This is a genomic window from Burkholderia crassaminum (assembly GCF_964265005.1).
GTDB lineage: Bacteria > Pseudomonadota > Gammaproteobacteria > Burkholderiales > Burkholderiaceae > Burkholderia.
This window is the reverse complement of sequence record NZ_OZ183801.1, coordinates 242,928-255,879: the sequence shown is the minus strand read 5'-3', so window position 1 is coordinate 255,879 and position 12,952 is coordinate 242,928. Positions and strand designations below refer to the sequence as shown.

The following is a 12,952-nucleotide window of genomic DNA, read 5'->3' as shown; positions in this document are numbered from 1 at the left end:
AGCACGCGCCTGCGCCGTATCCGACGATGCACTTACTTCATCGTCGCGAATCGCAGCTCCATCTCGTCGATTTTCGCGAGCACCGCTTCGCTGAGCTTTCTGATGTGGCGCGGCACATCGGGCGCCGACAGCAGCTCCTCGATTCGCCCGCGCCAGTAGCTCGGATGCCGCACACGCCCCGCGCCCGACATCGACACATCGTCAGCGTTCTGCTCGCTGTCCAGGAGAGCGACCATTCTCTGGATGTGAGAGAGCTCTCGTTCCACATAGTCTCGTGCCAGCATATTGATTGAAATTCCCCGAAATACGACAGCAGGCCTTCCGTCATCAACGCGCCATCGTGTTGCGATGAAAACCGCTCACCGCACACGTCGAGCGCCATCGTACGCAGAAGCTGTGTCAGTAAACCGCGTGGGCATGTGTTGATTTCGACACGGCATGGCGGGGCTGCCCGTTTGTTCTGATGCCATCCGGCCCCGGATGCCCTGTGGCCAATCGTAGGCTTACCGTCGGGCAATGGCATCTCCCAAAGTGGGGATGCCGGTTGATATTGTCGGAGTATTGGTTTCCGGAGATTGCGGGGGAGTCGGGAGTCGCGCGGTACGCATGCGGTTGCCGGCTGGAGACGAATTCGCGATCGGCTTACTACTTGAATGGCATTCAGCCGGTGCACTGCCGCCGGGAAGGCAGGAGGCGGGGATTGGCGGCGCGAACGGGTTTAGTCCGAGGTTCGTGCTCACGACGATTGCGGACGGGAACGTGCGGCGCCGTACGCTTCGGCCTCGGCAACGTCGGCGCCCTGCTCTACTGGCCAGCGCGCAAGATCGTCCGGACACGGGGCGAGCGACGGCGTAGCCCACTTGCCCGCCCGCCGCGCGCATTCACATCGCCGGTATCGAATACCGCCTGAAGCTTCGCGAGGCCCTCTTCGTCAAGCAACCCTTCCTCGGCGGCAGTCTTTTTTTGGGCATTGCAGGCGCTTGTCGTCACTGGCTCGCGCGTCATGCGCGGATATCCGAATGTTTCGCGGAACTACACACCCGCGAGATGCGACCCGTCGGAATCAGATACCGGCATTGCCCTGCTTCAACCCGAAAATGAAATCCGCTTCCACCGATGCGCCTTTGGGCAATTGCAGCACGCCGACCGAAGGTATCCGGAATTTCGTGTGTGAGGCGGGTTGAGATTCAGACTCCAATGTTGAATCGTTCCGGGTAAAGCAGTGCAAACTGCGTCATCGCGCTCTTCCAATCGTGTCGGGAGCCGGTCCATTTGGCAACGACGTTGCGCAGCGCCAGCCAGATCAACTTCAGCGCGGCCTCGTCCGACGGGAAGTGACCGCGCGCCTTGATGATCTTCCGAAGCTGCATGTGCAGCGACTCGATCGCGTTGGTCGTATATACAATTTTCCGGATGTCAGGCGCGAAGGCATAGAACGGAATCACCTGATCCCAGGCCCGGCGCCAGAGTGCAGCAATCGGGGGGTATTTCGTGCCCCACGGGCTCGTATCGAACGCCTCTAGCGCCACGGCGGCGGCTTCAGCCGACGGTGCCCGGTAGATCTCCTTGAGCGCCGCCGCGACCGATTTCCTGTCTTTCCAGCTGGCGAAGTCCAGCGAGTTTCGGATCAGATGCACGATGCAGGTCTGGACCGTCGTTTCCGGGAACACCGTGTTGATCGCTTCCGGGAAGCCCTTCAAGCCGTCGACCACGGCGATCAAGATGTCCTGCACGCCGCGCAGCTTCAGGTCGTTCACCACCCGCAACCAGAACTTGGCCCCCTCGGTCTGCTCGATCCAAAGGCCGAGCACGTCGCGCGTGCCATCGCGGCGTACGCCCAGCGCCAGATAGATCGCCTTGTTGCGCACGACGCCTTCGTCGCGGATCTTGACTCGCAAGGCATCGAAGAACACGACCGGGTACATCGGCTCAAGCGGCCGCTGCTGCCATTCGCGCACTTCGTCGATCACGGCATCGGTCACCGTGCTGATGAAGTCCGGCGACACCTCGATGCCGTACATCTCCAGCAGGAAACCCTGAATCTCCCGCACGCTCATGCCGCGTGCGTACATCGCGATGATCTTGCCGTCGAAGCCGGTGAAGCGTCGCTCGCCCTTGGCGATCAGCACCGGATCAAAGGTGCCTTCACGGTCGCGCGGAATCTCGACGTCGAGTAGGTCATCGTCGGTCGCGATGCGCTTGCGGCTGGTGCCGTTGCGATGGTTCGTGCGGTCTACCGGCTTGGCTTCGCCCTTCTCGTAGCCCAGGTGGTGGGTCAGTTCGCCGCCCAGCGCGCGCTCGAAGATCGCCTTCTTGAGCGCGGCGAGCTGCTCGTTGATCGTCGCCCGATCCAGCGTTCCGGGTACCAGTTGCTTGATCAGTTCCGGGTCCAGGTTCAAGCCCTTGCCCGGTTCAATCGTCACTTCTTCCTTGCGTTTGCGTGGCATAAAGTGGCTCCTTGGCCGTCAGTTTATGCCTCACACACAAAGATTCGGATAGGCTCCGCCGACCGACGTACGCGTATGAATACCGGCGTCACCGAGCACCGCATACAAAATGTCGGATGCGCCGTCGGCCACTTCGCTTTGCATCGTGAAGCCGGGTGCACTTCGCACATACACGGTAATGCGTGGCACCGTCACTATCGCGTCGAGCGTGCCACAGCGCTTTCGGATCAACGAGAGCGCACGCAGCGCCGATACGCCGGCAGCCCGGCGACCTTCGTCGAGCGAAACGGACTCCCCCACTATGCCGACGAAATGCACCACTTCGCCGATTCGCGGAATCTGGCCGGCAATGTAGGCCGTGTTCCCGTCGACCAGAACGGGGGTGTACTTTCCGCCGATCCGGATTTCCTCGTCCGGATTGAAGCCGAATTCGGCGGCGACCTCGATCAACTTATCGTCCCTGTTCATTAGTGAATTCCCCGATACTTCAGAAAAATGTAAAGAGTGGTTAAATCTCTGCTGCTTGTCTCCTGGAAGAAAACCCGCCGCGCACGGTCAACGTGACGTGCCGCTTCCGTTAAAGATGCACGGGCAATCCTCCAGGTCTTCTTCAATGTGACACACTTCTCAGGTGTTCGAAGCAGTCTTGCATCGCCTTATCGATGACAAAAAACGTAGTCGACGAGAATTTCCTAAAAATTTGCCGGTGAAACCGCTATCATGTGTGTACCTAACCCGAAGAGCGATACATGGCAACGTACAAGGAACTGAAAGCCCAAATGGATGCTTTGGCCGAGAAAGCCGAAGCAGCACGTGCCGCGGAATTCCAGGCGATCGTCGACGACATCCGCACCAAGGTTGCGGAATTCGGCATTACCGAAAAGGATATTTTCGGTAGCCGTCGCGGCCGTCCGGCCAAGCAAGCGGCCGCCCCCGTGCAGGCAAAGTATCGCGACCCGAAGTCCGGGGCAACCTGGTCGGGCCGTGGTCGCGCGCCCGCATGGATCAAGGACGCGAAGAATCGCAATCGATTCCTGATCCAGGAATAAGGTTCTCGACGTGCACCGGCGCGCGGTTTTGCGCGCCGTCCTGCTATTTGGGCATCGATACCGGCGGTATTCAACAACCGCACCGGGTTGATGAAGCTTTGTCTCATTCGGCGCGTGGCGGTTTGCTACGCGCCGAATCGCATTCAGCCCCGCCCGATATTTCCTGATTCAACGTTCGTAATAGATCGCAAGCCAGACGGATTGCGCTTCTTCGTGCGTCCAAGCGACGCGATGGCGGCAATGCGGCTCGATCAGCACGTAGTCGCCAGGATGCATTTCATGGCGCGCCGGGCCTTCTTCGAATTCGAGCACCGCCGCACCCGACAGCAGCACGACCCATTCGGCGCGTGAGTCGTCATACCAAAAGCCGTCGGGGCTCGTGTGGCCCATCGAGATGATTCGCTCGACGTTCAGACGCTGGCCCGTGACGAGGAGGTCGATTTGTTCATCGTCGCCACGATTGCCTTCGGCGGTGAACAGGTTGCCGGTTTGAAGTTGCATGGGTTGGCCTCGTGGGTGGGGTTTGGGGAGATGGGCGCCAGGGTTGAAGGTGGCGGGGAATGTTCACTGTAGTCCAATGGACGCTGTGGGAACGGGCTCGTTTCGTTGGGAAGGGTATGGTGGCGTGTAGGTTTGCGCGCCGGGTCTTGTCAGAGGAGACGCAGGCACTGCCGCATCCCGGGAGTCACGTTTGCAGGTGCTGCCGTGCGTTGAGTGCTCATCGGACAAGGAAAAGTCGCCTTGTCCGCCCGAGTTTATCGGCGGCCTGGACATGCGAGCGCGACGCTCGCTTTCCATTCCAGGCCAGCGGAGGCGCGGCTAGCTGATCGACAGGTGATATTGCATAAGTCCCGTATGTTCGATGCGTTCCGTGACAGCAAATCCATGGCGTTCATAGAACGGAATATTGCGCGGCTCCGCGGTTTCCAACGAAATCGTCCCGGATGGTTCGATCTCACGAAGATGCGCCAATGTCGCATTCAGGAGCGTCGACCCGATCCCTTCGCCTTGCCGCATCGGGGATACCCCGATGAACTCAATCCAGCTTGTATTCGCATCAGTGGAGTTCGAGGCGGAACGCTCACGAAGCAGATCGATTCTTCCCAACGACAGTGCACCACAACCACTTGCAATCTGACGTCCCAGTTCGGCGAGGTTGCCTGGCGATTCGGCGCACGATGCCGGTGTGAAGTAGCTCACGGCAACGAGGTCACCGTTACGCCACGCACCCAAAGCAGGCATGAGAACATCGTGGTGATATCTCAAATAGCTTCTTAGATAATTTGTCCGGCGCTCATCGAATCCGCGGTTTTCAGCGAACAGGCACCAGGCAAGTGTAGGGTCTTGTTTGAACGCTGAATCCAGCAAAACCAACGCCGATTCAGAAAACTGATGTGGTAACGGTGCTACCGATAGTTTTGTGCCGTGCATGTTCGGTTCGGGCAGCAGGCGATCGTTGAGTGAGTAAGAGAAACGTGTCGTGACCTGCGGCGGAATATTGCAGCCAATCAGGCAGTGAGTCTAGCGTCGATATTATCGGAATCCAGCCAGGCTCGACGGACCATGGCGGGAGGTTGATAGCGATGCGCGCTATGGGGCCGGCGCTCGTTATAGAATTGCCGCCATCATTCGATGAGCACCTTGGCCTCGGCCCGGCTGCAGAACCGTTCCCGGTTCAGGGACCTGTCCGTCGTTTTGTGGGCGGCCCACCAGCGGGGCGAGCTTTGACCCAGTTCGGCCACGACCGGCCCGCGCTTCCATCACTCAACTGATTCAAACCCTATATGTGGCCCTTCCAAAAGCGCGCGGCGGCCTCGCCAGCACACCCCGCCTCGCCCTCAGAAAAGGTCGTAGAGGCTGCGACCGCTCCAGGCGATCAGGCTTACTGCTGCGTTGAATTCGAATCGAATGGCGAGAAGGCTTTACAGCGGCTGACGGAATTCTTTGACCTCGTGAAGGCAGCGAAAGATAGCGATGTGCCCGCCGACGAGTCGCAACTATCGGCTTATCTGACCGATGGTGAGCGTTCCTACTTTTCGAACCTGACCGCGGAAGAAATGGCCGAATGGAACGAATATTGGTTCTCCACTCCGCTTCCGAAGCGACATTCCCCTGAGATGCCGACGCCGCAGTGGGGCTTCGCTTCCATGCTTGACGCATTCTGGAATGGGGACTACGACCTCATCGCAATCCGGCCGCGAGCAACACGGCATGCGTTGGAGTTCAACCCGCATGGGTACCCATTTGGCGGCACCGGCAGTCTTGTTGCGCTGGTTGAGTGTTTCGGCCATCAAGTCGTCGGCGTTGATGACGGAACGGGATATGAGAAATACGTGCCACGTACGAACATCTGGAAGCCGCGTGCCGGCCGTGTTGTCTGACCTCGCATTGCGGCCGCACCGGATGACTGCTTCGGGGCAAGACCGATGACCGCGTGGGGTCGGTTAGCATGGGCTCGAGACCGGCCATTGGAACATGTGCCTACCATGGAGGATTTGCTGCGGGAATCGATAGATTTGGCCCTTCAGGCGATTCAACCAATGGCCGCTCATGCTTCGCCCGGAATCGGACGTTAGTTCAATGGAGGTGTTGTGAAAGAGGTCTTAAAGAAGATTGCGCCGAGCCTTCGTACACTCGGCTTCCGGGGCTCCGGCCAGAACTTTCGGAAGCAGGAGGGGGATTTCGTTTTCCTCGTCAACTTTCAGGGCAGCAGGTGCAGAGATAAGTTCTACGTCAACCTCGGGGCGCAAGCCGTTTTCATTCCGGCCGAGGGAAACGCAGACTTATCGAAGTTGAAGGAGTACGAGTGCATGCTCCGACGGAGGGTTGGCGATGATTGGCCTTGGCAAATGCCTGATGAACAGTTTGTGCAACTAGAGGCAAAGATTCGCTCGGTGCAGGCCGAGTTCTTCGGAAATGCACAGACCTTGAGGGGGGCACTAGCGATCGACGGCCCTGATGACTTGCTACGGAAGTTCGACTCGGGAACAACAAGAGCACGCGCGGCCCTTCATCTTGCGCGCGGAGCCGCAACTCTCGGGTACTTTTTGACGGCCCGCAATCTCGTCAACCGCGGCGTGGAATTGGCTGGGGCCCGGGCGAACGGCCTTAGAGACGAACTTGGCCGCGTTCTCGACGAATGTTCCGCGATTCCGCACAACCCGGCGTCGTAGCTGACGGGCCTGCGGTCAGTTGTCGCCGATTGTCGGCGGTAACCCCCGGCCAATTTCGGCCATACGTAGAAATTCAGCAGCGGCCCACTGCTGGACGGACATGAGACGCTCGGCGACGAGGCCTTTCATGCAAGCGCCTTGCCTGTATGCACTATGTGCAGCGCCCGTTCCACGTAAGTTTTCAACTCTGAGGCCACGACGGTTACCGTATCGGCCCCGGGGTTTGTGTCATGGTGGAACTGGCCCGCGTACTCATTGACGTCGTTAAGTTCGGCGACTAAGTTCTGTGCATGGAATAAAGGGTTCGGAGCGACGGCATCGCGAATTAGGACAACAATCTGCCCAAACATCAGCGACTTCGAAACGAGTCCAGGAAATCGTCGATGTAGATAACCTTCCAGCATTGGCCGAATCGCCTTCGCTACGGACCTAGGATCATGAGTCGCTCCCGCGACACATTCGTTCAGCAAGCGATGGTGCTGAAAGTAGGCTGACTCACATTCCCTATCTACCTCGAAGGGTGCGAAACTCGTGTAGTCTCCGGGAGCAAGGACGAGTTGGAGAAGTGAAATGGGCGCGGATGGATCTTCCTTCCGTAGCGCATCCCGCAGATCACGAATGAAGTACGGATCATGCGCGAGCACGATTATCTGCTCAGCCTTCGCGTGAAGCTTTTTGAGGATCGACCTGGTGTAGTGCCTGCGATTCAGATCTAGGCTACACATTGGATCGTCAATGACGACAATTCGCATTGCGAGCTTCGGATCAGCGAGGGTGCTGGCGACAAAAAATGCGAAGGCCAGCGTGCGTTTGTCTCCTTCGCTCAGCGCAGTCGCGAAAGATGGCGTCCCGCCCTCCAAGACCACATCCTTCCCGCGCAACAATAGGCCGTATTCACTACGCGGCGAAGTGCCCCTAAAGTTGGCCCCCATCCCTTTAATGCTGAATGAAGCTCCGAAATTCTTTAAGAGTCCGTTAATTGACGCTTCGTATTGTGTCAACGTCGAAGTCATCAATTTATCCAGCGTTTCTCGTTGAGCCTTCTTCTCCTTCTCGGCTTTCGCGGCAGCCGACTGGGCCGTGTTTAGCTTGCTGAATAAGGCAATGACAGAGCCGTCGAATCGGCGCTTGGCAGCTTGGATCTGCTGGAGTTGTAACTGTAGTTCGGCAGTTTTAGCGGCGGCAAGCTTACTTTTATATTCGACGATAAGCTTATGAGCGCTGTTGATTGTCGAGTTAGCGGTCTGCATGTGAACAACAGTTCTCTGCCACAGTAAATTAGCCTGTTCGACGTCTTGTTCGGTGCTAATGGCCTCGGCGGGCGACACCTGCTTACGGTCCGACAAGCTGATGAGGAACGCTTGAAGTTCTGCCAACGCAATGCGGGCCGATTTTGCATCAAATTCGATCGGGTCTGTTAGCACGTGCTCTGACCATGCTGCCGCTTGCGCGGCGGTTGCGGCAACAGCATGGTGGAAGGCGTCGATATGGTTAGCAGCGGTTGCGCTCAGTACGCTTTGTGGGAGCGTCGCGACCTTCGCTTTCAACTGCGCATACGCTGCGTTGAAATGAGTCTGATAGGCTTTGATGAGATCGTTATTCGTTATGTCTTGGTCACAGTATGGGCACGTCTTTCCGTCGCCGTATTGGCGACCTTGGCTCAGCCATCCTTCCGCTGACTTGCTCCCGAGCTTTGCAACGTGCTGTTTCACCGCCTGTTCGGCGTGGGCGTGTACGTCTTGAAGCGAGGTGCGAAGGGTGTCGAAGATTCCCGATGCATCGAATGTCGGAACGGCTATCGGATTGGGTACTGGTTTGGCGAGAATTGCCGCCGTGTTGCTCGCGGCGTTGATTTGCTTTTCAAGATTAGCAAGCTGGACATCTGCGTCTGGAATGGGCGATAGCTTCTCGAACTGCGATAAGGTCATGCCGGGGTGATGACTGGCGATCTGGGCGGTGAGCGCCTGTACTTCGTCAGCAGCTTTCTTTGCCTCATTCGTTGCCTCATTAACCGCTGTACGTGCGGTTACGGCATGCTCGCCGAGAGCAAATTCGAGAAGGTTCTTCCGGTGGTTCGTACTGACGGCACCTCCCGAATGCACATTCCTCTCGACAAAGTCGGCATCGAATACGAGTACTTCGGGGCGTCGCTCCGACCATGCGCCTGAGTCGAAGGTCACTTTGTGCCCACTTCCAAACTGAAGAACAACCTTGGGAGGCAATTTTCCGTCGAGGGTCTTGCGATTGGTGATAAGCGATCCGTCTCCGATCGACAGTGATCTGAGCACGGTAGCCAAGGTTGATTTGCCGCGACCGTTGTCTCCATATACAAGGGTAGCCTTTTGGCACGTGTGCGGCTTACCGTTTGCGTCGTGCAGTAACCCGATTCCTTGAATTTCCGAGATTCTCTCAAGCATTTCTGTCCCCGATTTTCTAAGTTTTTGGGCAGCTTTTTTGCTGTTCCTTGCCTCTGATTAGATTCGTCCACACACTGAAATTTACAACGATTTTCGACAACGAGGGCCCATTGCCTCGGGCAAAGCGCGCCATCAGACCCGCCAACGTCGCAGTTCCGTTAATCGGGTCGTTGCCGCCCAGCATAAGGCCAAGCTTGGCGATTGCGGCGAAAACCCGGCTAGAATCGCGCTTTTTAACATGGAAACCAGATAAGACTTTGATTTTATTGTGGAACTAGCGACCTACCTCGATCCGGCGACCTACATGTTGATGTTTTGGGGATGGCTGCTCCATCATTGAAAGCGGCCGTTGCGGTCGGTTTCGACAACCGACGGCAATGGGTCGGGTTGCGACCACCCGAGACGGTGCACACTCAATCTCCAATTGACTGAAAGGAGATTGAAATTAAAGCCAAGAATGTCGCCGTTGCCCACCGCGTGCCGTGGAATAAGGGCAAGCTCACCGGGCAGAAGCCGCCGTTAAAGCTCTGTGAAATCTGGGCGATCCGGACAAGACTGCAGATGGCGTCGAACGTTCGTGAACTCGCGATGTTCAATCTCGCGATTGATAGCAAGCTGCGGACGTGCGACCTTACGCGGCTGCAGGTCCAGGATATCCGTCACGGGAGCCGTGTGGCGTCCAGAGCGACAGTCATGCAGAGGAAAACGCAGCGCCCGGTGCAATTTGAGATCACGGAACAAACCCGTGAGAGTCTCGAAGCCTGGATCGAAGCGCGGGGACTGAAGGCGGCGGATTTTCTGTTCCCGAGCCGGATTCATACGTCACCGCACCTATCGACCCGGCAATATGCCCGGATGGTGCACCGCTGGGTCGCCTCGATTGGTCTCGACGAAACCGCATACAGCACCCACACGATGCGCCGCACAAAAGCTTCGCTGATCTACCCGCGGACGAAAAACCTTCGGGCGGTGCAGTTGCTGCTCGGACATACGAAGCTGGAAAGCACCGTTCGCTATCTCGGCATTGAGGTCGACGTTGCCCTCGAGATGGCGGAACAGACCGAGGTTTGATGGCACGGGCCGGCGAGCGGTCGCTTGCCGGCCAACTCCGGACAGTCGACACGGCCAGGTACATCGTCAACAATCGACGCCTGTTCGCGTCCTGCTCGGGTGAAATAAGTATCCCCCGTTACACCGTTGAAGTGGTCTTTCGACCTGCTAGGTTTGGGGCCCCCGCTTGACAAGCCCATCCGCCTTGTCATCGCTCCCCTTCAGGATCGACGCTTCACTCCTCGTTTTTCCATGACGACCAAAATCTGGCAGACGCCCGTGAAAGATCATGCGTTTTTAATACTGCAGCGAGCAAGGGAAAATCGGCATGAGTTGTCTCGATGCATGCAATCAGCGTCAAAACGAGAATCAGATGTGAACTGGTCTCCTGCCTGGAGACTGAAACTGCCATCGTCCCATGCGCGATCGCGTTCCTCAACCCGGTGAGCTGATCAAATTCCTTGATAGTCGACGTGTAGATCTGGTGTTTTGCTAGGTCACTGCCGGGAAAGGTCGCAGCGATCAGTCTTTTAAGTTTTTCAGACAGTCGCTGCTCATCCGATTGGGAGTGGAGTTTGTAGTTGATGTAAGACTCAAGCGCGCAGTAAAACATAAATGATGCTAGCTTGTAGTCCTTCCTGAGCATCATTGCCAGCCCTTCTGCGAGGATTCCAAGGTGCGTGTGGTCTTCCACGGCCCGCGCATTTATGCCCAACACATCACAGACTGCATAGATGCTCCATCCTTCTGGCTGAATACCAGAGTATGTGGTTTTGTATCCACCGAAAAACGTGATCGTCTTTCCCGTATTGTCTACGAGCGGTTGTTCAATACCGTGCAGTTCGAACCCATCAATACGATCGACCGAAAAATCAATTTCACCATTTCCAGCCAGAACCTGTGACAGGATTTCTTCACCGCCCTTGATGTTGCCATCGATATCCCACTCCGCTCGATAGTCTTTCAGTTCATCATCGGCGATGATGGTTTCCCCCTCTTTGTCGACATGAATAACGAAGCTCACGTTATGGGGAAAAGTGTGTGAATCAGAGAAAAAATACGTCTCCATATTGTGGCGGTCGTAATGTGAGATGCCGTAGTTCGGATAATTATCAATTTTGAACGCGAGTCTCTGTTGAGAAATAATTTCAATCGTCGAAAGAAGTTTCAGTTCGACCTCGGGCAATTTAGCGAATTTCTTGTAGTTCATGGTCGGAGAAAAATTTACAGTTTTCGTGGCGAACTGATGTATGCCTATAAGGAACAGCGGTGCAGGACGTTGTCCGTCCGGTGCGAGGTACGAAAAGCATATCGTACCTTCTGACGTGGGTCGCAACTAGATCGACCACTTTGATTTTGTCACAAGCGGAACCGCGAGGCCTACCTGCTGCAAAGGTACTCGACGTCCGCTTTCGGCAATACCGATAGTCCCCTTGGGGTCGATTTATGCCCCTCGCATGAGATGCCGTGTGCACGGTTATCGGCGCGCTCTGTCGTCGAGTCCTGGCCGGCCAATAGCTGCCACCCCACACGTACTAAACCTGGGGAGCCTCATCCGCAGGTAGAGTTCTTTCAGTATTGGAAATATGAAACCTGATTCGGGCGCCCACTTTAATTGGATGTTTTATCAGCCCCTCTGGAGGGCCGTCAGAATTAAATAGATTCGACAATACAGTGAGTAATGCCCCCAGTATGATGTAACCAAACAAGACATGGGTTATTACTAGTACCTGCGATATCCAGCTTGACTTGTTGGCAGCAATGTCACCGTACCCCAGAGTTGTCATGGTGACGACGGAAAAATACAAACTCTGAACTGGAGTTAGGTACTTCTCTGATGTTGATCCGGGTATTAACCAGTAAAGGAGCGTGTAGACCAAGCATACGATCAGGAATGATTTTATTACCTGCCGAGGAGATCTGCCGTAATCCGATGTCATCCAGAATAATTCAACTAAAAGGCTTTTTATTTTTCCGTTTTTTTCATACCATGCAATCCAGTTATGTCTGCGATTGCAATACTGAAGAGTTTGGCGAAGTCCGGGGGAATAGCAGGCGCTCTCAAAGCTTACTGTTCTAAAATCCGTTTTTCGTGAAACATTTGCTAGGTGGAAATGAGTTTCACTTGTAAATTTTGCATTTGAAAAGATTGTTCCGCATAGATTGAATCTCAACTCTTTTCCCAAGAGGGGGTTTTCCCCGGCACCTCGAAATTGTGCACCTGAGAGATCTGCTGCGTAGAATATGCAGTCTTGAAAGCTTGAGCCAAAGAACTTCGCGGAAGTTAAATTGCCTCCTTGAAAACTTGCCTCGCCAAAATCACAAAGCTCAAAGTAGGCATTGGCTAGCCGTGCTCGATCTAATATGCAGCCATGAAATATAGATCCGGCCACCTTAATGTCGGACATGTCGGCATTCAAGAAAAGGCAATCGGACATATCTACACCTTCCAACGTTGCGCCTCTCAGGTTTGCGTTGCAGAAATTTGCACCTTTACCATCAATGTTTGTAAATTTTGCGCCAATAATTTTAATTCCTACCAGGTTTGACTCTCGTAAATTTATAATATCTTTTGTTTTTTCTGTGTAATCATTCCATTCAGAAAAGTCTTCCTTTTCTGAACACTCCATTAACAAATTATATTGTTCTGAGTTGAAGATTTTATTCATGGTTGATGTGTCGGATTCCGCGTTGGTTTTGTTAATTAATTTTGTTTGAGTGTAATTTTTGAGTGAATGTGGCCCATATTGTCTTGTCGAACAGCCAGTTCAAATATATCGCCTCGCCGAGGTAGACGCGACAGCAGAGCCAGTTCA

The 12,952-nt window shown here is 55.3% G+C and carries 12 protein-coding genes and 1 pseudogene; 4 read left to right on the top strand and 9 right to left on the bottom strand.

Features of this window, described 5'->3' with window-relative positions:
* Positions 1-32 precede the first annotated feature (32 nt).
* The 3 genes from ACPTTF_RS34435 to ACPTTF_RS34425 form a co-directional block, all read right to left on the bottom strand.
* Positions 33-284 carry a hypothetical protein gene (locus ACPTTF_RS34435; protein WP_166958500.1) on the bottom strand — a complete coding sequence of 84 codons (252 nt, stop codon included), beginning with the start codon at positions 282-284 and terminating at the stop codon, positions 33-35.
* Positions 285-1,187: 903 nt separating this feature from the next.
* Positions 1,188-2,447 (bottom strand): IS256 family transposase, encoded by a 1,260-nt coding sequence (locus ACPTTF_RS34430; protein WP_423367867.1) that lies wholly within the window; start codon positions 2,445-2,447, stop codon positions 1,188-1,190.
* 30 nt (positions 2,448-2,477) lie between these two features.
* Positions 2,478-2,915 (bottom strand): RidA family protein, encoded by a 438-nt coding sequence (locus ACPTTF_RS34425; protein WP_423372079.1) that lies wholly within the window; start codon positions 2,913-2,915, stop codon positions 2,478-2,480.
* Positions 2,916-3,196: 281 nt separating this feature from the next.
* On the opposite strand from ACPTTF_RS34425, the gene ACPTTF_RS34420 reads away from it, so the two are divergent.
* On the top strand, positions 3,197-3,496 hold the full coding sequence (locus ACPTTF_RS34420; protein ID WP_166958504.1) for an H-NS family nucleoid-associated regulatory protein: 300 nt from the start codon (positions 3,197-3,199) through the stop codon (positions 3,494-3,496).
* A 168-nt stretch (positions 3,497-3,664) separates the two neighbouring features.
* Here ACPTTF_RS34420 and ACPTTF_RS34415 read toward each other — a convergent pair whose 3' ends face one another.
* From ACPTTF_RS34415 to ACPTTF_RS34405, 3 genes and pseudogenes are all read right to left on the bottom strand, one after another.
* Positions 3,665-3,997, bottom strand: a complete 333-nt coding sequence (locus ACPTTF_RS34415) for a cupin domain-containing protein (RefSeq protein WP_166958506.1) — start codon at positions 3,995-3,997, stop codon at positions 3,665-3,667.
* 318 nt (positions 3,998-4,315) lie between these two features.
* The gene (locus ACPTTF_RS34410) at positions 4,316-4,927 is read right to left on the bottom strand and encodes a GNAT family N-acetyltransferase (RefSeq protein WP_423372078.1); all 612 of its coding nucleotides are present in this window, start codon (positions 4,925-4,927) and stop codon (positions 4,316-4,318) included.
* 77 nt (positions 4,928-5,004) lie between these two features.
* A pseudogene (locus tag ACPTTF_RS34405) lies at positions 5,005-5,193 on the bottom strand (integrase core domain-containing protein); the annotation flags it as partial.
* Positions 5,194-5,280: 87 nt separating this feature from the next.
* On the opposite strand from ACPTTF_RS34405, the gene ACPTTF_RS34400 reads away from it, so the two are divergent.
* On the top strand, positions 5,281-5,877 hold the full coding sequence (locus ACPTTF_RS34400) for a hypothetical protein (RefSeq protein WP_423372077.1): 597 nt from the start codon (positions 5,281-5,283) through the stop codon (positions 5,875-5,877).
* Positions 5,878-6,087: 210 nt separating this feature from the next.
* Positions 6,088-6,669 (top strand): DUF4304 domain-containing protein, encoded by a 582-nt coding sequence (locus ACPTTF_RS34395; RefSeq protein ID WP_423372076.1) that lies wholly within the window; start codon positions 6,088-6,090, stop codon positions 6,667-6,669.
* Between the two features lie 125 nt (positions 6,670-6,794).
* Here ACPTTF_RS34395 and ACPTTF_RS34390 read toward each other — a convergent pair whose 3' ends face one another.
* On the bottom strand, positions 6,795-9,086 hold the full coding sequence (locus tag ACPTTF_RS34390) for an AAA family ATPase (RefSeq protein ID WP_423372075.1): 2,292 nt from the start codon (positions 9,084-9,086) through the stop codon (positions 6,795-6,797).
* A gap of 444 nt (positions 9,087-9,530) precedes the next feature.
* Between ACPTTF_RS34390 and ACPTTF_RS34385 the strand changes: the two genes are divergently transcribed.
* The gene (locus ACPTTF_RS34385; protein WP_423372610.1) at positions 9,531-10,157 is read left to right on the top strand and encodes a tyrosine-type recombinase/integrase; all 627 of its coding nucleotides are present in this window, start codon (positions 9,531-9,533) and stop codon (positions 10,155-10,157) included.
* A gap of 214 nt (positions 10,158-10,371) precedes the next feature.
* Here the strand turns inward: ACPTTF_RS34385 and ACPTTF_RS34380 are convergent, their stop codons facing one another.
* Both ACPTTF_RS34380 and ACPTTF_RS34375 read right to left on the bottom strand, forming a co-directional pair.
* Positions 10,372-11,346, bottom strand: a complete 975-nt coding sequence (locus ACPTTF_RS34380) for a hypothetical protein (protein WP_423372074.1) — start codon at positions 11,344-11,346, stop codon at positions 10,372-10,374.
* A 325-nt stretch (positions 11,347-11,671) separates the two neighbouring features.
* On the bottom strand, positions 11,672-12,805 hold the full coding sequence (locus ACPTTF_RS34375) for a pentapeptide repeat-containing protein (protein WP_423372073.1): 1,134 nt from the start codon (positions 12,803-12,805) through the stop codon (positions 11,672-11,674).
* Between the last annotated feature and the right edge of the window lie 147 nt (positions 12,806-12,952).

What these genes read in the sequence shown, in the direction of transcription:
- ACPTTF_RS34430 (WP_423367867.1), bottom strand. Translation starts at nt 2,447, where the DNA reads ATGCCACGCAAACGCAAGGAAGAAGTGACGATTGAACCGGGCAAGGGC.
- ACPTTF_RS34410 (WP_423372078.1), bottom strand. Translation starts at nt 4,927, where the DNA reads ATGCACGGCACAAAACTATCGGTAGCACCGTTACCACATCAGTTTTCT.
- ACPTTF_RS34435 (WP_166958500.1), bottom strand. Translation starts at nt 284, where the DNA reads ATGCTGGCACGAGACTATGTGGAACGAGAGCTCTCTCACATCCAGAGA.
- ACPTTF_RS34425 (WP_423372079.1), bottom strand. Translation starts at nt 2,915, where the DNA reads ATGAACAGGGACGATAAGTTGATCGAGGTCGCCGCCGAATTCGGCTTC.
- ACPTTF_RS34390 (WP_423372075.1), bottom strand. Translation starts at nt 9,086, where the DNA reads ATGCTTGAGAGAATCTCGGAAATTCAAGGAATCGGGTTACTGCACGAC.
- ACPTTF_RS34420 (WP_166958504.1), top strand. Translation starts at nt 3,197, where the DNA reads ATGGCAACGTACAAGGAACTGAAAGCCCAAATGGATGCTTTGGCCGAG.
- ACPTTF_RS34380 (WP_423372074.1), bottom strand. Translation starts at nt 11,346, where the DNA reads ATGAACTACAAGAAATTCGCTAAATTGCCCGAGGTCGAACTGAAACTT.
- ACPTTF_RS34400 (WP_423372077.1), top strand. Translation starts at nt 5,281, where the DNA reads ATGTGGCCCTTCCAAAAGCGCGCGGCGGCCTCGCCAGCACACCCCGCC.
- ACPTTF_RS34415 (WP_166958506.1), bottom strand. Translation starts at nt 3,997, where the DNA reads ATGCAACTTCAAACCGGCAACCTGTTCACCGCCGAAGGCAATCGTGGC.
- ACPTTF_RS34375 (WP_423372073.1), bottom strand. Translation starts at nt 12,805, where the DNA reads ATGAATAAAATCTTCAACTCAGAACAATATAATTTGTTAATGGAGTGT.